Origin of the sequence: Sneathiella sp. (genome assembly GCF_036960985.1) — a bacterium.
Classification (GTDB): Bacteria; Pseudomonadota; Alphaproteobacteria; order Sneathiellales; family Sneathiellaceae; genus Sneathiella.
This window is the reverse complement of record NZ_JBALWD010000003.1, coordinates 172592-192627: the sequence shown is the minus strand read 5'-3', so window position 1 is coordinate 192627 and position 20036 is coordinate 172592. Positions and strand designations below refer to the sequence as shown.

Below are 20036 nucleotides of genomic sequence, written 5' to 3'. Positions count from 1 at the left end.
TCCCCGTAATATGGCCGGCATCTGGTTTACGTACAGCGAAGCTGTCGCCGCCAGTGGTTGCCGTAAAGAATTTCGACAATCCCATTTGCTCTAACAGCGGGACAGCGAAGCGCATGGGTTTATTGGTACAGACGGCCATGGTCGCGCCAGCCTTCTCAAACGCCTCCAACGAAGCTATAACGCCTTCATACGGGACGCTGTGATCGATGAGATGCTCTTCGTAATAATCAAAGAATTCTTTCACAAGTTCTTCGAATATGTCGGCAGAGGGCAGGCCGCCACTGGCCGTCAGACCTCTTTCCAATAGCACCCGTGCACCCTGACCAACCATATTGCGGACATGTGCTAAATCGATGTGAATCCTGCCGGCACGGGCGAGGGAGTGATTAAGCGCCCCGTGCAGGTCAGGTGCGGAATCGACGAGGGTTCCGTCGAGGTCAAAAAGAACGTATAAATCCTGCATGGGTGAAAAATCCGGTAACATTGTTTGATTATGCTTCTGTTCTTTCTTGTGCAAGAGTGCACCCGAATTGTAAAGTCTAACGTCTTAAAATACATCGATATGAGTGAATGAATGTCTGCTATTGCTGCTGTAGTTCTTGCTGCCGGGGCCGGTACCCGGATGAGGTCTTCAAAATCCAAGGTCCTGCATGAAATTGGTGGCCGCCCGATGGTGTCCCATTTGCTCGATACGGTAAATCAACTGGGAACAGAACGGGTAGTCGTGGTGACGGCGCCGAATATGGATGCCGTGCAGAAACAGGTGGCACCGGCAACCATCGCAATTCAGACGGACGCAAAAGGCACAGGGCATGCGGTTCTGTCGTCCCTCAAGGCTTTGGATGGATTTAGCGGCGATGTCCTCGTGCTGTTTGGCGATTGTCCCTTGATAAAGCTTGAAACATTAACCTCCATGGTGAAAACGCGCCGGGAGCGCGCCGCCGCCGTTGCAGTTCTCGGATTTGAGCCCGTGGATGCCGCGGAATATGGCCGGCTGGTGACCAATGCATCCGGGGGATTGGACGCGATTGTGGAATATGCCGATGCGGATGCGGAAACCCGCGCGATCGGCATCTGCAACTCTGGCGTAATGGTGTTTGATGGGGCGAAACTGGCCTCCCTGGTCGGCGCCATTACCGACAATAACTCAAAAGCTGAATTCTATCTGACGGATGTGGTCGAAATTGCCAACGCCCAAGGCCTGACATGTACTTATGTGATCGGCGATGAGCTGGAATTGTTGGGGATCAACAACCGGGTGCAGTTGGCCGAGGCCGAGCAAGTTCTTCAATCACAATGGCGGCAACAAGCGATGTATGATGGGGCGACTTTGATTGACCCGGCGACTGTCTGGCTTAGCCACGATACACAAATTGGCAAAGACGTGGTGATTGAGCCTAATGTGTTCATTGGTCCGAAGGTGGTCATTGGCGACAATGTTCGGATCAAGGCTCATAGCCATCTGGAAGGCACAACCATTGGCGACCGAGCGCAAATTGGTCCGTTCGCGCGGCTGCGCCCCGGTGCAAATCTGGCCAGCGACGTAAGAGTCGGTAATTTCGTTGAGATCAAAAAAGCCGAGATTGATACGGGCGCGAAAATCAGTCATCTGTCCTATATCGGCGATGCTGAAGTCGGGTCCGACGCCAACATCGGCGCCGGAACTATTACGTGTAACTATGATGGTTTTGATAAGTTCGTCACCAAAATCGGAGCGGGCTCGTTTATTGGATCAAATACCGCGTTGGTCGCGCCTGTAACTGTTGGTGAAGGCGCAATTGTTGGTGCCGGCAGTACAATTACGCGGAACGTCGAGCCGAATGCCTTGGTTGTTGAGCGCAGTGAAGAGAAACAAAAGCCTGGATGGGCGGAACGCTTTCGTTCTCTTAAGAAAAAAATCACGAAATAAGACTATCATACTGTTCAAATTGGTTTTTTAAGGATTAGACAGACGATGTGTGGGATAATTGGAGTCCTCGGTAAACAGGATGTTGTGCCGTCTTTGGTCGATGGACTGAAGCGCCTTGAATATCGGGGATATGACAGCGCCGGCATTGCAACGTTGACGCCAGAGGGCATAGATCGTCGCCGTGCGGAAGGCAAGCTTGTTAATCTGGAAGCGGTTCTGGAGGGAAATAGTTTATCTGGTCTCGCAGGCATTGGCCATACTCGTTGGGCCACCCATGGCGTACCCAATGAAATCAACGCTCATCCTCACATGACCACGCAAATCGCCTTGGTACATAATGGTATTATTGAAAATTATCGGGAACTGGCGGAAGAGCTGAGCGACAAAGGGTATGTATTTGAATCTGAAACTGACACAGAAATTGCGGCGCAGCTGATCAGTAGTTATCTGGATGAGGGATTATCCCCAAAAGACGCCATGGCGCAATCCTTACAACGTCTGCAAGGCGCATTTTCCATCGCTGTAATCTTTAAGAAGCATGATGACTTGATGATCGGCGCGCGCCGTGGTGCGCCGTTGGCCGTGGGTTGGGGTAAAGGCGAGATGTTCCTTGGATCCGACGCATTGGCACTTGCCCCCTTGACTAGCAGCATCTCCTATCTTGAGGAAGACGACTGGGTTGTCCTGACGCGTGACGGCGCGGTGTTCTATGATAAGAATAATCTGGAAGTGGCACGGGAAATAAAACAAACACAGCTTTCCGGCGCCATGATCGGTAAAGGCAATCACCGGCATTTCATGATGAAGGAAATTGTTGAACAGCCAGCGGTGATCGGCGAAACCCTGAACAGTTTCTTCAATCCGAGCAACCAGACAATTACACTTCCCGATCTTCCCTTTGACTGGAACGATCTACCGAAAATCACAATTGTCGCCTGTGGAACTTCGTTTTATGCAGCGATGATCGCAAAATACTGGTTTGAACAGGTTGCGGATCTGTCCGTTGAAGTCGACATCGCTTCAGAATTTCGATATCGCAATATGCCGCTTCGTGACGGCGGCTTGGCAATGTTTATCTCTCAATCCGGTGAAACGGCCGATACGCTGGCGGCTCTTAAGTATGCCAAGGAAAAAGGCCAGCATATTGGCTCCATCATTAATGTTGAAGAAAGCTCTATGGGCCGTGAGTCGGATTTTGTGTTTCATACTCAGGCGGGACCTGAAATTGGAGTGGCGTCAACCAAGGCATTTACCTGTCAACTTGTGACTCTGGCCTGTATCGCCATCGATGCAGGGGTTAAGCGGGGCGTCATCGACCATGATGAAGAAGCGCGTTTGTGCGCTGCAATTTCTGAAGTGCCGGCGCGCGCCGCGGAAATCCTCGAAAGTCATGTCAATATCAAGAACCTGGCCGAGAAAATTTTTGAAGCCAATGATATCCTCTATATTGGTCGCGGAACTGGCTACCCAGTCGCAATGGAAGGTGCTTTAAAGCTCAAAGAGCTGTCTTATATTCATGCGGAAGGTTATGCGGCCGGTGAGTTAAAACACGGCCCGATTGCATTGATTGATGATACCGTGCCCGTGATTGTCGTCGCACCTTCAGATCAATATTTTGAGAAAACAGCCTCCAACATGCAGGAAGTAATGGCCCGCAAGGCGCGTGTTATTTTCTTGTCTGATGCAGCGGGTATTAAGAAATTGGGGGAGCACGCAGTAGGATCTATTGAATTACCCACTGTTGATCCCTTTGTGGCGCCTATTCTCTACGCCCTTCCGGTACAGCTCTTGGCTTATTATGTGGCCGTCCTTAAAGGAACTGACGTCGATCAGCCCAGAAATTTGGCGAAATCAGTAACGGTGGAGTAATTCACGGTCTCTTATTCCGCGGCTATTTGTGTATCAAAAGGGTGTTCTTTTTCGGTTTTGGAAATATAATCACGAGTTAGAGGCAAAGTATCCAGTTGCTTTGCCATCTGAATTTGGAAAACAACCAGTCCATTGTGGCGAAATGCGACTTCGCTGGCTGCGAGATAGAACTCCCACATGCGACTAAATTGTTCGTCATAGATTTCCAGCACAACATTCTTTTTATCCATGAAACGTTGGCGCCAGGCTCGTAATGTATCAGCGTAATGAACGCGTAGAATTTCGATATCGGTCACATATAACCCGGCCTTTTCAATTTCCGGTGTAATTTCAGACAATGGGGGAATATAACCGCCCGGGAAGATATATTTCTGAATCCAAGGATTAGTGGCTGTCGGGCGATCGGCCGTCCCGATAGTATGCAATAATGCAACCCCATCGTCTGTAAGAGTTGATTTCACTTTTTTGAAAAAATGTCGGTAGTGGGGCGTACCCACATGTTCGAACATACCAACCGAGACTATTCGATCGAATGTTTCGGTTAGATCTCGATAATCTTTCATAATATAGTCGACTTTATCGGATAAACCAACTTCGTTTGCCTTTGTTCGAGCGTAAGAGAGCTGGTTTTTAGAAAGCGTAATACCTTTAACTGTCACATCGTTGCGATCGGCTAAAAAACGCGCCATGCCACCCCATCCGCAGCCAATATCAAGAATTTTTTGTCCATCACCCAATGCAAGCTTTGCCTCGATATGAGCCATTTTCTGAAGTTGGGCTTGTTCTAGACTGTCATCTGCGTCCTTAAAGTAAGCGCAGGAATACTGTCTGTTCTCATCCAGAAACAAGTCGTAAAACTCATCGGAAAGGTCGTAATGGTGAGCGACATTCTGCACGGATCGCCCTTTGGGATTATATCGGATAAATAGCCAGATCAGCTTATAAATAAAATCCCCGATACTCGCCAATGGATGCTTTATACCCCATCCGGTATTTCGGGAAAATAAATCTAGCAAATCGTATATATCACCATCCTGGACGGTCAAGGAACCATCCATATAAGCTTCTCCAAGATAAAGTTTTGGATATATGGCAAGTTTACGGGCGACGGAATGATTATGTAGTTTCATCGTAACTGTCGGTCCAGGTTCGCCCTTATAGACTCTCACCCGGTTTTCACAATCAATTACAGTCAGGGTTCCTTGTTTGATCAGGCGCGTCAACATTTGAGGTAAAAGTATCATTTTAACTCCTGTCTTATCCGACCGATCTAGCTGCTTACTAAAAAAGCGATACTAACTGACTTGCAACTACACTTAAATTTCCCTTCTCATGGATCTTGGGCGACCGGATCTAGTTTATAAAGCGAACAGGGCATTTTTGCCCGAGGGTTTATTCTGAAACCTTATTATGACGAAATCAAGGACCTTTTAGCTTCATCAATCAATATTTTATGCGGTTGTTGTATCGCAGTTTTCCAAAGTGGAAATGGCACCTATAATAAATTCTATGACCCCGTCTTCATTTTTAACGGGACAATCTACAGATTCGAACTGCGAATAGGTCTTGTTGAAAAGGCCCAAGGTGCCGACACATCGCTTAGGTTTCGCGTCCGTAACAATTTCGTCGAGATAGGAGGCAAAGAGCCGATCTTCTGGGAGAGGATTCTCAACAGTAATTGTATCACCTCTTCGCGATACCCCAACAATATCCACTACTTTTTCACCGTTCAGACGATAGAGGTAATGACCCGGTTTTATAACCTGCAAGATATGGATATTAGGTGCAATTTTCCAATGTTCGGCAATATCAAAATTACTTCTTTTTGGCATGTCGGGGTGAAATTTCGCCCACCAAGTATAAAGGGTTCTGACGTTATCCGACAAAAATTCATCGGCTGAATGCACGACATTGCGAGATATCTTTTTAAAATTATCAGATCTCTTCTCGAGTTCAAATTCGCCTATTTTCAAAGGTTTATCCTAATTTTCTATTTTTATAGATTTACGATGCCCTATAAAGCTCTGAGCTTCAATAAAAACTCGTTTTACTTCTGGAAATCCGCCCTTAATACGTGTTTCAAAGGCGGAAATCGCGCTTTCAACTTCATCCGCTTGTAAGTCGTCATTAAAATCAAGGCTAACATTCACGAGAATATCTCGGGGGCCCATATGCATGGTCAGAAGTTCATTCACCCCGGTGATTCTGGGATCTTCGGCAACGATTGCGTAAATACCGTCAATGACATCATCACTCGCGCTCTCGCCAATGAGCAATCCTTTGCATTCAAAAGCGAGAACGACTGCGACAGTTCCTAATATGATGGAGATAATAACAGACGCTGCGCCGTCAAGTTCCGGTATCTCAAGCATTTGCGCCAGAAAAATTCCAACGAAAGCCGCCACTAGGCCCAGCATTGCCGCCGTATCTTCCAAAAGAACTGTAAAAATAGTAGGGTCTTTGCTCCGAATTATGGATCGCCAGAGGCTTTTTTCAGTTTTGGTTTCTTGAAATTCTTTATATGCGACCGACCAAGCCCAGCCTTCAAACAACATGCTAAGCCCTAAAACAACATAGTTCAATGTCGGGTCAGAAATCGGTTCCGGATGCCGGATATGTTTAATACCCTCATATAAAGAGATGCCGGATCCCAGGGCGAAAATCAAAATGGCGACGACGAAAGCCCAAAAATACAATTCCATGCCATATCCGAAGGGATGTTTACTGTCGGCTTTTCGATTGGCTTTACGCAACCCATGCAACATGAGCACTTGATTGCCTGTATCGACAAGGGAATGAACACCTTCACTCAACATGGCCGAACTGCCCGTAAAAGCGGCAGCCGAAAATTTACAAATCGCGATAAGGCCGTTTCCGATCAGTGCCGCATAGATTACTTTTTTGGATCCACTTGACACTTAATTCTCCCTAAAACAGCATTGTTACTCTACGGAACTCATAGAAAGAGCGTGTTTCATGGAAGATTACGGCCCCTCATTTCCGAATTCAACAGTCTTTGTATTTTTTATGTAAAATATTTGTACCACAGCATGAAGAACGAAGATTGAACCGGTCAGGGATATGTCATAGACTCTGCGATCAAATTTTATGTAGCAACGACTTAACAGGGCGCTGTTAACAGGCCAAGGAAAATGGAAAATGTTGGAAAAGAATGATAATCCACTGAATTTGAACGATCCGGATTTATTGCGGATGCAAGGCCTTATTGGTGGTGTCTGGTGTGATGCGGATAGCGGTGAAACACTAGAGGTGAAAAATCCGGCAACAGGCGAAGTAGTTGGTACTACTCCCTTAATGGGCGCGGCGGAAACTCGACGGGCCATAGAAGCTGCCAGCGCAGCCATGCCATCCTGGGCCGGGAAAACCGCGAAGGAACGCGCCAATATTTTGCGAAAATGGCATGATTTGATGCTCGAAAATACCGAGGATCTAGCTCGTATCATGACAATTGAGATGGGTAAACCGCTTGCGGAGGCCCGCGGAGAAGTCGCATATGCTGCATCCTTTATTGAATGGTTTGCGGAAGAAGGCAAACGAATTTACGGTGACACTATCCCAGAGCATCAGAACGATAAGCGTATTGTTGTGATTAAGCAGCCTATCGGGGTCACAGTTGCGATCACACCGTGGAATTTTCCGATCGCAATGATAACTCGAAAAGCGGCACCGGCACTGGCGGCAGGATGTCCCATGGTTATTAAGCCCGCAGAATTGACACCATATTCCGCATTTGCAATGGCTGTTATTGCAGAACGGGCAGGGATCCCGGCTGGTATTCTTGGTATCGTAACCGGAGATGCACCGGCGATTGGTACGGAGATGACATCCAATCCGATCGTTCAGAAACTGACCTTCACGGGCTCTACCGCGGTTGGCAAACTGTTGATGGAACAATGTGCGGGAACTGTAAAGAAAACATCTATGGAACTAGGCGGTAATGCTCCGTTTATTGTGTTTGATGATGCAAATCTTGATGAAGCCGTCGAGGCAGCGATTGCCTCTAAATATAGAAATTCCGGTCAAACCTGCGTTTGTGCGAACCGAATGTATATTCAGTCAGGTATCCATGATGCGTTTCTCGAAAAATTTTCGGAGCAAGTGAAAAACCTGAAAGTTGGCAATGGTCTTGATGACGGTGTGCTGCAAGGTCCGCTTATTGTTGAAGCGGCCGTCCAAAAAGTGGAACGCCATATCGAGGACGCAGTCTCCAAAGGGGCAAAAATAGCTTTGGGTGGTAGCCGGCATTCTCTTGGTCAGACTTTCTTTGAACCAACGATCCTGACAGGTGTTACGCAGGAGATGACGGTGGCGCGTGAAGAAACATTCGGCCCCATGGCGGCACTTTTTAAATTCGACGATGAACAAGAAGTGATTGCCATGGCGAATGATACGGAATTCGGACTTGCTGCCTATCTCTGTGCACGTGATATCGGCAGAATATGGCGGGTGAGCGAAGCATTGGAATATGGCATCGTCGGCATCAATACAGGTATTATTTCCACGGAAGTTGCGCCTTTTGGCGGCGTCAAACAATCGGGAATTGGTCGTGAGGGTTCAAAATACGGGATCGATGACTATCTAGAAATCAAATACATGTGCATTGGCGGCATTAACAGCTAACGAAGCATTTGTCAGGGGTCGCATAACCTGGCACCAGTTTTGGTGTCTAGCATAGGAAAAGTAACGTGGAATTTGATTACGATTTGTTCGTCATCGGAGCTGGCTCCGGTGGTGTTCGCGCATCCAGAATTTCTTCAAGTCTAGGCGCGAAAGTCGCCATTGCGGAAGAATTCCGCGTAGGTGGTACCTGTGTTATTCGGGGCTGTGTCCCGAAAAAGCTTTTAGTTTACGCGAGCCATTACTCTGAAGATTTTGAAGATGCAGAGGCCTATGGCTGGACCGTTCCCAAAGCGACCCATTCCTGGACCAAACTTATTGAAAATAAGGACCGTGAGATCGACCGATTAAACGGTATCTATCACAATATCCTCGCCAATAATAATGTCGAGTTGTTTCAAGATCGCGCCACGTTAATTGACAAGAATACGGTACAGGTCGGCGATAAAAAAGTGACGGCAAAATACATTCTTATTGCCACTGGCGGTACACCGGTGATGCCGAATGTACCAGGAATAGAGCATGCCATTTCTTCGAATGAAGCCTTTCACCTGGACGAACTGCCCAAGCGTGTGATTGTTGTTGGCGGTGGGTATATCGCTGTTGAATTCGCCGGTATCTTTAATGGCCTGGGCTCCGATGTTATCCAGCTCTATCGCGGAGAGCGGATTTTACGCGGGTTTGATCACGATGTTCAAAATGTGCTCGCCGGGGAAATACAGAAGAAAGGTATCGATTTACGCACGCATGCAAATCCGGCGTCCATCGAGAAGACTTCTTCTGGTTTGAAGGTAACGTTGGAAGATGGGGATATTCTGGAAACAGATGCCATTATGTATGCGACGGGGCGCAAACCGAATACGGAGAACATCGGGCTTGAGAATGTTGGCGTTGAATTGAAAGCCAATGGCGCGGTTAAAGTTACGCCGGGGTCTCAGACGAATATTGAGAACATCTACTCTGTTGGTGACGTAACCGATCGGATCGCGCTGACGCCTGTGGCCATCCACGAAGGAATGGCTTTTGCGGAAACGGTTTTCGGTGGCCGTCCCAGTGCTGCGGATCATGATAATGTTCCCTCAGCGGTGTTTTCGCAGCCACAAGTTGGATCGGTTGGTCTTTCTGAAGCGGACGCCCGGGCCCGTTATGGTGAAGTCGATATCTACAAATCTCAATTCCGGCCAATGAAACACACATTAACCGGTGCCTCCGAACAGGCTTTCGTCAAACTGATTGTGGAAACGAAAACGGATTTGGTGATTGGGGCGCATATTATCGGGTCTGATGCAGCGGAGATTATCCAGGCCGTAGGGATAGCGCTTAAATGCGGTGCGACAAAGGCACAATTTGATAGCACTGTCGGGGTTCATCCGAGCCTTGCCGAGGAAATTGTGACCATGCGTGAGAAATTTGTCCCGGCTTAAAAAGGCCAAAACACTCTGTTTTAGATAAAAAACCTTATATTTTGGGGTGTAAACACCAATTTCACGGGTTATCGATTGCGAAAATACGAAAAGGTTGTAGATAATAACTTTTTAGAACGTTTAGCGAATATTAAGGATGAGAGACATGTCGAAGAATTGGACACCTGAAAGCTGGAGGCAAAAACCTATCAGGCAGGTGCCGACATATACGGATGCGGCACGCCTACACGCGGTTGAAGGGGAATTGCAAAACTTTCCGCCGCTGGTATTTGCTGGCGAGGCCAGAAGCTTGAAAGCAAAACTGGCTGATGTTGCCGCGGGCCGTGGTTTTCTTCTTCAGGGCGGAGATTGCGCTGAAAGCTTCGCGGAATTTCATCCAAACAATATCCGCGACACGTTTAAAGTCCTGTTGCAGATGGCCGTTGTTCTGACTTTCGGATCAAATGTTCCCGTGATCAAGGTTGGTCGGTTGGCCGGACAGTTCGCCAAGCCACGTTCTGCAGACACGGAAACCATTGGGGGCGTTGAACTTCCGAGTTACCGGGGCGATATCATCAACGGTTTCGACTTCACGCCGGAAGCACGTATTCCAGATCCAGATCGGATGCTGAAAGCCTATTCACAAGCCGCGTCAACGCTAAACCTGTTGCGGGCTTTCTCGCAGGGTGGCTATGCGGACCTACACCAGGTCCATAGCTGGAATATGGGGTTTGTAGCAAGCGGCGAGCAGGGCGCTCGATATCAGGAAATGGCAGATCGTATTCATGACGCTCTGGCCTTTATGGAAGCGTGCGGCGTGACATCTGGTAATACACCGGAAATGGGGCGGACCGATTTTTATACGTCTCACGAGGCTCTGCTGTTGCCATATGAGCAAAGCCTGACCCGTGTTGATAGCACGTCCGGTGATTTCTACGATACATCCGCTCATATGCTTTGGATCGGTGATCGGACACGGGATCCGGATGAAGCACATGTTGAGTTTCTCTCAGGTGTGTCCAACCCGATTGGTGTCAAAGCCGGACCGTCACAGGATCCAGATACGCTCATACGCTTGATTGATGCGTTAAATCCAACAAACGAAGCGGGACGGATGACTGTAATCTGCCGTTTCGGCGCGGATAACGTGGATAAACATTTACCGGCATTGATCCGCAAAGTTGAACAGGAAGGGCGCTCGGTTGTTTGGTCCTGTGATCCGATGCATGGCAATACCATCAAATCCTCGACGGGCTATAAAACACGCCCCGTCGATCGGATTATGGCTGAAGTCAGTCAGTTCTTCGATGTTCATCAGGGTGAAGGAACCTACGCTGGCGGTGTTCATTTCGAGATGACAGGACAAGATGTTACGGAATGTATTGGCGGTGCTTTTGAAGTAACAGAAGAACGCTTGAGCGATCGTTACCATACAGCGTGTGATCCGCGTCTGAATGCCAATCAAGCCTTAGAGCTTGCTTTCCTTATCTCGGAAATGATCAAAAAGGAGAGGGGCGATCGGGGCGCCATTGCGGCCGCTTCGTAACCTGTCGGTATGAACGAACAAAAGCCAACGACTGAGAGATCGGCAATCGATCATTCGATTGCCGATCATACAGATCAGTACTTTAATAAAACCAAAAAAATAGTTGGAAAATTTGGCGATAAAACAGTGACTTACGCTGTTTTTATGAGACGCCCCATAATCTTTTGTCCAAAGCTGATGATCGATTGGCTCGAGAATATTTGCGAACTTCGAGGACATAGTTTCAAAATTGAACCTTGTTTTGAAGAAGGCGAATGGGTCGGCGCGGGAGAACCGCTTGTATATATAACCGGGAGTTTTCAAAACCTGGTTGATTTGGAAACCCTGTATTTACAAAAGCTGGGTTCAGCCTGTGTGGCCGCTTACAATGCCTATACCATGTGCTCATATCTTCCCAAAGTTCAATTCATGGCCATGGATGCGCGACATTGCGCGGGCTCCGAAATGGCAGAGATGATGGCTTATGCCGCGTCCGTTGGCAGTGAGGCCGCGCGCAAAGATCATGATGCCATTGGTTTTGTTGGCAATGCCAATAATTCGACAGCAAGTTTCTTTAATCAAGACAAAGGCTTGGGAACAATGCCTCATGCATTGATTGGCTATGCCGGTAGCACTCTGCGGGCAGCAGAGATGTTTGTCGAAAGTTTCCCAGGCGAGCCTTTTACGGTTCTGGTTGATTATTATGGTGCTGAAATTACAGATGCACTTACGGTTTGTCGGCAATTTCCGGAACTTGCGGCAGCCGGAAATATATCCGTGCGCATGGATACCCATGGCGGCCGGTTTATTGAAGGCCTGGATCCGGCCACCTCCTACGCAGTTTTGGAACGGCATGTGCCGCGCGGGATTCGCCAATATCGATCCGAACAGGAATTGAAATGGCTGGTCGGAACCGGTGTTTCAGCTGCAGCAATCTATTATTTGCGGGATGAATTGAATAAAGCCGGATTTAATAAGGTAAAAATTGTTGCATCATCAGGATTTTCCCACGAAAAATGTCGGGTGATGGGCAGCATAAATGCCCCCATTGATGTGGTGGGAACCGGGTCATTTTTACCAGCAAATTGGTCAGAAACCTACGCCACAGCCGATATTATTTCCTACGACCAGGTGCCGACCGTAAAACTTGGCCGTGAATTCCTCCTCAGAAAAGAAAAATAACTGGCAATAATTGGATAATAATTGTCGGATTTTTGCTAGTATCTCGTGCCCATGGGTATAAGAGCGAGAGTGAAACCAATTCAGGATTAGTTGGCCATGTACTCCGCAGTTATCAATTCGTGGCCACTCCTGTTGGGGATCGGCCTTCTCATGCTAGGAAACGGCCTGCAAGGTAGCCTTGTGGGGATCCGTGCGTCTTTGGAAGGGTTTCCAACGGCGACCACTGGTTTCATTATGTCCGCTTATTATGCCGGGTTCCTGTTTGGATCCTATATAACTCCCAAAATTCTGGGCAATGTCGGCCATGTACGTGTCTTCGCGGCCTTGGCATCGCTGGCCTCATCCGCAGCGCTCCTTTACGTGGTGTTTGTTGACCCCATCGTTTGGGGATTTATGCGATTGATTACCGGCTTCTCCTACGCGGGGCTTTATATCGTTTGCGAAAGCTGGCTCAACGACGTAGCAACCAATGAAACCCGGGGACAGTTGCTGTCTGTCTACATGATTATTATGATGGGCGGACTGGCTCTTGGACAGCTTTTCCTGAATATTGCGGATCCAGGCGGGTTTACGTTGTTTGTGGTAATTTCGGTCCTGGTTTCTCTCGCGCTGATACCGCTTGCCTTAACGGCGGCGCCGGCTCCGAATTTTATGCAGATAACGCGGCTAAGCCTTCGTAAACTCTATAAAATTTCACCGCTTGGTGTTGTGGGTATGACGGCGCAGGGAACAATTGCTGGTGCATTTTACGGTATGGCAGCGGTTTACGGAGAAAAAATTGGGCTTTCCATTGCTCAAATTTCGACCTTTATCAGTATCGTCGTTTTTTCCGGCGTCCTGTTGCAATGGCCCATTGGTAAGCTTTCAGATAGATTTGACCGTCGTCAGGTTATCTTTGTCACGACAGTCTTTAGCGGTGCCGCAGCGATCTTCACCATGATCGCGGCAGAAAATAATTTGTTGTTGTATTTTCTTCTGGGCGCCGGGTTATTTGGCGGTTTTTCTATACCGCTTTATTCTTTGTGCATTGCCCATACCAACGATTATCTGGAACCCTCCGACATGGTGGCAGCCAGTAGTGGTTTGATGCTGGTGAACGGTATAGGGGCCGTATTCGGACCGATTATCGTTGGTCAGTTAATGTCGACAGTGGGAACATATATCTTCTTTGGTTTGATCGCCGCGGGGCATTTGGGCATTGGGGTTTTCGCGTTAATGCGGATGGTAATGAATACGGCTACACCGCTTGAAGATCAGGGTGACTTCGTAGCAATGCCCATGCGTTCCGGTCTTGCGGCTGCGGCCATGAACCCGGAAACGGAAGAATGGGAAGAAGAGCCTGAAGAAGAAGAGCAGGTTTTATCTGAACAATCAGAAGAAGAGGAAGAAGTTCCGGAATTAATGGATGACGGACCGGCTTTGGGGAGCCCTAATCCCTAATTTCGATATTTTTCGGTCGTTTGCGGTCAATTATCCCATCTAATCATTGCTGAGCGGCGAAAGTCGGGTTAGAAATCCCTCATGACTGATCAATTAAAAATAGCCCTTGCGCAAGCCAACCCGACTTTGGGAAATATCGCCAGGAACATCCAGTTAGCGAAAGAATTCCGCGAAGAGGCCGAATCTCTTGGCGCGGACCTCGTTGTCTATCCCGAATTATTTCTATCGGGCTATCCGCCAGAGGATCTGGTGTTGAAGCCGGCCTTCCAGAGAGCCGCACAAGCAGCCATCGATGAGCTAGCCGAACTAACCCTTGATGGCGGCCCAGCCATGTTGATTTCCGCACCGTTGGTGGAAGATGGAAAACTGTATAACGCCGTTTGCCTGTTGGAAGAGGGGAAGATCAGTGCCCGTCGGTTCAAAAATAAATTACCCAATTACGGGGTGTTTGACGAAGTGCGGGTGTTCGAACCCGGTCCTTTGCCTGGGCCTATCCCGTTTAAGGGGGTACGGCTTGGTGTAATGATCTGCGAAGATATGTGGTTTTCTGAAGTCGCTGAATGCCTGGAGGAAACAGGAGCGGAAATCCTCATTGTTCCGAACGGGAGCCCGTATGATCACAATAAATCCGATGAGCGACTGAACTATGCCGTTGAGAGAGTTTCTGAAACCGAGTTACCGTTGATATATGTCAATCAGATCGGCGGGCAGGATGAACTGGTTTTTGATGGCGCATCCTTTGTCCTAAACAAGGATCGTTCGCTTCCTGTGCAAATGGCCAGCTGGAAAGAAGGCTTGGTTGTCACAGATTGGCATCGGAATGAAAATGATGAGTGGTCATGTGCGACTACGGAAATTATTGATCCGGGGGCCTCACTTGAACGCATGTATCAGGCGATGGTCTTGGGATTGAAGGATTACGTCGAGAAGAACCGCTTTCCGGGCGTTGTTCTGGGTCTTTCCGGCGGTATCGATAGCGCCTTAAGCGCAGCAGTGGCTGTTGATGCCTTGGGTCCTGATCGGGTTCATTGCGTCATGATGCCGTCAAAATACACGTCGTCGGAAAGTCTGGATGACGCGGCGGAATGTGCGCGGCTTCTCGGAACCCGTCTGGATACAATTTCCATTGCACCGGCTGTTGATGCGTTTGATGTAATGCTGAAAGACGTATTTGACGGGCAGGAACCCGACATTACCGAAGAGAATATCCAATCGCGTGCGCGCGGAATGGCCCTGATGGCCTTATCCAACAAGCTGGGCAGTATGGTGCTCACCACCGGTAACAAATCCGAAATGTCGGTTGGATATGCGACTTTGTACGGTGACATGTGCGGTGGGTATTCCGTATTGAAGGATGTTTATAAAACAATCTGTTTTGATTTGTCTGAATGGCGAAACACGCATTACTCCCCCTTGTTCAAAGGTCCGGATGGCGCTGTGATGCCGCATAACGTTATTTCCAAGCCACCGACAGCTGAGTTGCGCGACAACCAAAAAGATGAAGACAGTCTGCCGCCCTATGAAATACTGGATGGTATTCTGAGCGGCCTGGTGGAGGAGGAGAAATCCTTTGTCGAACTTGTGGCTGATGGGTATGACGCATCAACTATTAGCCGTATTCAGAATTTGCTGTATATTGCCGAATATAAACGCCGCCAATCGCCACCCGGTGTCAAAATTTCAACCCGTAATTTTGGCCGGGACAGACGATATCCCATTACGAATGGATTTAGAGACAACAGATGACTGTAAAATTTCGCTTTGCGCCCAGCCCAACAGGATATTTGCATGTGGGCAACGCCCGGCTAGCCCTGATCAACTGGCTTTCTGCCCGAAAACAAGGCGGCGGCATGGTGCTGCGCCTGGACGATACGGATCAGGAACGCTCGACCGAAGAATATGCGGAGGGCATCAAGGAAGATTTGTTGTGGCTCGGCCTAGAATGGTCGGAGCTGAAAAAGCAGTCCGATCGTTCGGAGGCCTATACAAAGGCATTTGAGATTTTACGCGATGCCGGCCGTGTATATCCCTGTTATGAAACCGGTGACGAGCTGGATTATAAGCGGAAACGTCAGCTGGCACGTAAAATGCCACCGGTCTATGATCGGGCTGCGTTGGACTTAACCGCAGACGAGATCGCGGCGTTCGAAACAGAGGGACGCAAGCCCCATTGGCGCTTTAAACTGGATCAGGAAATGATTACCTGGGTCGATCTGGTGCGCGGCAAGGTTGAGGTTGACGGGGCCAGTATGTCGGACCCGGTTTTAATCCGATCCGATGGCCGCCCGCTATATCATTTGCCGTCGGTGGTCGACGATATTGATTTTGAAATCAGCCATGTTATTCGCGGTGAAGATCATGTGAGCAATACGGCGCTTCATATTCAGGTTTTCGAAGCCCTTGGGGCAGAGGTGCCGGAATTCGCGCATTTACCGTTGTTGATGGGCCCTGATGGCGGGCCCTTGTCAAAACGCGAAGGCAGCCAGAGCCTGCGTGAATTACGTGAGAGCGGCATTGAGCCGATGACCGTCAACAGTCTTTTGGCGCGCCTTGGAACATCAGACAATGTGGAAGTACGCCATACATTGGAAGACGTGGTCGGTGGTTATGATATTTCACGGTTCAGTCGTGCCGCGGCTAAATTTGATCCAGCGGAACTTGCCAATTTGAATGCCAAACTGCTTCACGAAACAAGCTGGGAAGAAGTAAAAGACCGCATTGATATTGACGGCGCGGGCGAGACCTTCTGGAATGCCATTCGCGGCAATCTGGCGACCCTGGCCGAAGCCAAGGACTGGTGGCAGATCGTCTCGGGTCCCATGACACCGGTAATTGAGGGTGTAGAATTTCTACTGGCTGCTTCAAAGGAACTTCCCGAAGGCGACTTGACAGTCGACAGCTGGAAAGCCTGGACGACGGCAGTGAAAGAGAAAACCGGCGCCAAAGGGAAATCACTATTTATGCCGCTGAGGTTGGCCCTGACTGGAAAACCTCACGGACCGGAAATGAACAGTTTGCTTCCGCTGATTGGGCGAGAACAAGTCTTGGCGCGCCTTACCGGCACCAGCGGCTGAAACAAAGGATCTATTGTGACGTTGCATCTTTATAATACGGCGGTTCGCAAGAAGCAGGAATTTATTCCCATGACGCCCGGCAAGGTTGGCATGTATGTCTGCGGACCGACGGTTTATGATTTGGCGCATATTGGAAACGCCCGTCCGGTCGTGATTTTCGATGTTCTGGCACGACTGCTCCGTCATGAGAAGTATGACCTCACTTATGTGCGGAATATTACCGATGTCGAGGATAAGATAATTACGGCGGCGGAAGCCAACAATGAAAGCATTGACGATCTGACGAAGCGGACCACCGATGCCTATCACGCCGATATGGCAGCCCTGAATGCCGAGGCCCCGGATCTTGAACCCCGGGCGACTGAACATATCGCGGGCATGATCGCCATCATCAGTACCCTGATTGAAAAGGGAAATGCGTATGAGGCGGAGGGGCACGTATTGTTTGACGTGCCCAGCATGCCTGATTATGGCAAGCTATCGGGACGTAATCGGGACGACATGATTGCGGGCGCCCGGGTTGAAGTGGCGCCGTACAAAAAGGATCCGGCTGATTTTGTCCTGTGGAAACCATCTGCGGATGATATCCCGGGCTGGGACAGTCCGTGGGGACGGGGTCGTCCGGGCTGGCATATTGAATGCTCGGCAATGGCAAAGGCCACCTTGGGAATTACTTTTGATATCCATGGTGGCGGGCGGGATCTGATTTTCCCGCATCATGAAAATGAAGTGGCGCAAAGCTGTTGCGCCCATGACGGTGCAGAATTTGCCCGTTATTGGGTGCATAATGGCTTTCTGACTGTCGAGGGGGACAAGATGTCCAAATCCCTTGGCAATTTTAGAACGGTGCGCGATGTGTTGGAGGAGGCACCGGGGGAAGCTCTGCGCCTGAATATGCTCTCGGCTCATTACCGCCAACCACTGGATTGGAATTCTGAAGGTGTCAAACGCTCCAAAACCAATCTTGACCGGCTGTATACGGCCCTTCAAAACCTGGCAACCGTTACGGCAACAATTGAAGAACCCGCAGCGGACGTCATTTCTGCGTTGAATGACGATTTGAATACCCCACTCGCCCTGTCGGCCCTTTATACACTTGCCGGCGCGGCAAATAAAGCGACAGACGATACGGAAAAGGCGAAAATTAAAGGGCAATTGCTGGAAAGCGGTAAATTGCTCGGCTTGTTGTCTCAAGATCCGGAAGAATGGTTTAAATCTGCGAGCGAAGGCGATATTAGTGCGCAAGAGATCGAAGATCTGATAGAAAAACGAATTGAAGCCAAGTCCAATAAGGACTTCGCGACAGCAGATGCAGTTCGCACGGAACTGGCGGACAAGGGTGTCATCTTGGAAGATGGCCCTGATGGAACCAGTTGGAAGAGGGCGTAATGGAACGAGAAAAACTTTATCTATTCGACACGACGTTGCGCGACGGCGCGCAAACCCAAGGTGTGGATTTCAGTGTAGAAGATAAAACCAATATTGCCAAAGCGCTCGACAAACTCGGGATTGATTATATTGAAGGCGGTTGGCCCGGCGCTAACCCCGGAGACACAGCGTTCTTCAATAATCCGCCGGAACTGAAAAATGCGACACTTACGGCCTTTGGCATGACCCGCCGACCAGGTCGCAGCGTTTCCAATGATCCCGGACTGAGCGCCATTCTGGACGCCAAGACGCCCGCTGTTTGCCTTGTGGGCAAAAGCTGGGACTTCCATGTAGACGTGGCACTTGGAATCACCATTGAAGAAAATTTGGAGCTTATCTCCGACAGTATCGCCGAAGCGGTCCGTCAGGGCCGCGAAGCCATGTATGATGCTGAGCATTTCTTTGACGGATACAAAGCCAACTCAGAATTTGCGTTGGCCTGTTTGAAGGCTGCCTATGGGGCAGGGGCACGGTGGATGGTTCTCTGTGATACCAACGGCGGAACGTTGCCCGATGAGGTTGAGCGGATCGTTACGGAAGTTATAGAGCATATCCCCGGCAGCCATCTCGGTATTCATACGCATAATGATACAGAAAATGCGGTTGCCAACACTCTGATGGCCGTCAAAGCGGGTGTTCGGCAAGTCCAGGGCACGCTGAATGGATTGGGCGAACGCTGCGGCAACGCAAACATGATCTCCCTGATCCCGTCTCTTGTTCTGAAAGAGCCGTTTAAATCGATGATTGATACGGGCATCACGGAAGAAGGCCTTAAATCAGTCGCTCTGGTTTCCCGGCTTCTTGACGATATTCTCAATCGTTCTCCCAATTTGCATCAAGCCTATGTGGGAGATGCCGCCTTTGCGCATAAGGGCGGCCTGCATGTTTCGGCGGTGGAGAAGGATCCACGAACCTATGAGCATATCGAGCCGCACTTGGTCGGGAATAAACGGCATTTATTAGTATCGGATCAAGCAGGCCGATCGAATATTCTCGCGCAGCTTCGGGAATTTGGTCTTGAGTTGGATCCCAAGGATCCGAAAGTCGACCGGATGCTGGAAGAGGTTAAAGAACGGGAATTCAAAGGCTTTAGCTATGACGGGGCTCTTGCCAGTTTTGAGCTCATGGCCCGTCGGCGCATGGGTCAGATACCAAAATATTTTGATGTCGAAAGTTTCCGGGTGCAAGTCGAACGTCGCCATAATGTGCGGGGCGAACTGGTTTCTGTTACTGACGCTGTCGTCAAGGTGATGGTCGATGGCGAACGGTATCTTTCAGTGGGTGAAGGAAACGGTCCGGTCAACGCCCTGGATACGGCTCTTCGCAAGGACCTGGGGAAATATTCCGAATATCTTGATGACCTGCGTCTGGTGGATTTTAAAGTCCGTATCCTGACGTCCGGGACCGAGGCTGTGACTCGGGTGTTGATTGAAAGTACCGATAGCTCAAATAAACGCTGGTTCACGGTTGGGGTTTCGCCCAACATCGTCGATGCGTCTTTTGCAGCCATGATCGATAGTATTACGTACAAGCTTTATAAAGCCGGTGCGCCGGCCAGTTTGAAATAG

General features: G+C 49.2%; 15 protein-coding genes. 11 read left to right on the top strand and 4 right to left on the bottom strand.

The window, feature by feature from the left end:
- A partial coding sequence (locus tag V7723_RS03010; protein WP_335682939.1) for an HAD hydrolase-like protein occupies positions 1 to 463 on the bottom strand: 463 nt, incomplete at its 3' end.
- A 111-nt stretch (positions 464 to 574) separates the two neighbouring features.
- Between V7723_RS03010 and glmU the strand changes: the two genes are divergently transcribed.
- Positions 575 to 1909, top strand: a complete 1335-nt coding sequence (glmU, locus tag V7723_RS03005; RefSeq protein ID WP_335682938.1) for a bifunctional UDP-N-acetylglucosamine diphosphorylase/glucosamine-1-phosphate N-acetyltransferase GlmU — start codon at positions 575 to 577, stop codon at positions 1907 to 1909.
- Positions 1910 to 1954: 45 nt separating this feature from the next.
- A complete protein-coding gene (glmS, locus tag V7723_RS03000) occupies positions 1955 to 3778 on the top strand; it encodes a glutamine--fructose-6-phosphate transaminase (isomerizing) (protein ID WP_335682937.1) in 1824 nt (607 codons plus the stop codon).
- Positions 3779 to 3789: 11 nt separating this feature from the next.
- On the opposite strand, the gene V7723_RS02995 is transcribed toward glmS, so the two are convergent.
- The 3 genes from V7723_RS02995 to V7723_RS02985 form a co-directional block, all read right to left on the bottom strand.
- Positions 3790 to 5022 (bottom strand): cyclopropane-fatty-acyl-phospholipid synthase family protein, encoded by a 1233-nt coding sequence (locus tag V7723_RS02995; protein ID WP_335682936.1) that lies wholly within the window; start codon positions 5020 to 5022, stop codon positions 3790 to 3792.
- A gap of 207 nt (positions 5023 to 5229) precedes the next feature.
- Entirely contained in the window at positions 5230 to 5751 is a 522-nt protein-coding gene (locus tag V7723_RS02990; protein ID WP_335682935.1) for a PAS domain-containing protein, read from the bottom strand.
- Positions 5752 to 5760: 9 nt separating this feature from the next.
- Positions 5761 to 6696: a cation diffusion facilitator family transporter gene (locus V7723_RS02985; protein ID WP_335682934.1), complete on the bottom strand. Its 936-nt coding sequence runs from the start codon at positions 6694 to 6696 to the stop codon at positions 5761 to 5763.
- 265 nt (positions 6697 to 6961) lie between these two features.
- Here V7723_RS02985 and V7723_RS02980 point away from each other — a divergent pair, with 265 nt between their 5' ends.
- The 9 genes from V7723_RS02980 (at position 6962) to cimA (ending at position 20036) form a co-directional block, all read left to right on the top strand.
- Positions 6962 to 8419: an NAD-dependent succinate-semialdehyde dehydrogenase gene (locus V7723_RS02980; RefSeq protein ID WP_443024173.1), complete on the top strand. Its 1458-nt coding sequence runs from the start codon at positions 6962 to 6964 to the stop codon at positions 8417 to 8419.
- A gap of 65 nt (positions 8420 to 8484) precedes the next feature.
- Entirely contained in the window at positions 8485 to 9840 is a 1356-nt protein-coding gene (gene gor, locus V7723_RS02975) for a glutathione-disulfide reductase (protein WP_335682932.1), read from the top strand.
- A 145-nt stretch (positions 9841 to 9985) separates the two neighbouring features.
- Positions 9986 to 11365 carry a class II 3-deoxy-7-phosphoheptulonate synthase gene (locus V7723_RS02970; protein ID WP_335682931.1) on the top strand — a complete coding sequence of 460 codons (1380 nt, stop codon included), beginning with the start codon at positions 9986 to 9988 and terminating at the stop codon, positions 11363 to 11365.
- Positions 11366 to 11374: 9 nt separating this feature from the next.
- Positions 11375 to 12526: a hypothetical protein gene (locus V7723_RS02965; RefSeq protein ID WP_335682930.1), complete on the top strand. Its 1152-nt coding sequence runs from the start codon at positions 11375 to 11377 to the stop codon at positions 12524 to 12526.
- Between the two features lie 96 nt (positions 12527 to 12622).
- Positions 12623 to 13966 (top strand): MFS transporter, encoded by a 1344-nt coding sequence (locus V7723_RS02960; protein ID WP_335682929.1) that lies wholly within the window; start codon positions 12623 to 12625, stop codon positions 13964 to 13966.
- Positions 13967 to 14047: 81 nt separating this feature from the next.
- Positions 14048 to 15712: an NAD+ synthase gene (locus tag V7723_RS02955; RefSeq protein WP_335682928.1), complete on the top strand. Its 1665-nt coding sequence runs from the start codon at positions 14048 to 14050 to the stop codon at positions 15710 to 15712.
- Positions 15709 to 17040 (top strand): glutamate--tRNA ligase, encoded by a 1332-nt coding sequence (gene gltX / locus V7723_RS02950; protein WP_335682927.1) that lies wholly within the window; start codon positions 15709 to 15711, stop codon positions 17038 to 17040. Before V7723_RS02955 ends, gltX begins: the two co-directional genes overlap by 4 nt.
- A gap of 15 nt (positions 17041 to 17055) precedes the next feature.
- Positions 17056 to 18429 (top strand): cysteine--tRNA ligase, encoded by a 1374-nt coding sequence (cysS, locus tag V7723_RS02945; protein WP_335682926.1) that lies wholly within the window; start codon positions 17056 to 17058, stop codon positions 18427 to 18429.
- Complete coding sequence (gene cimA / locus V7723_RS02940; RefSeq protein ID WP_335682925.1) at positions 18429 to 20036, top strand: citramalate synthase; 1608 nt, start codon at positions 18429 to 18431, stop codon at positions 20034 to 20036. The genes cysS and cimA overlap by 1 nt, the downstream gene beginning before the upstream one ends.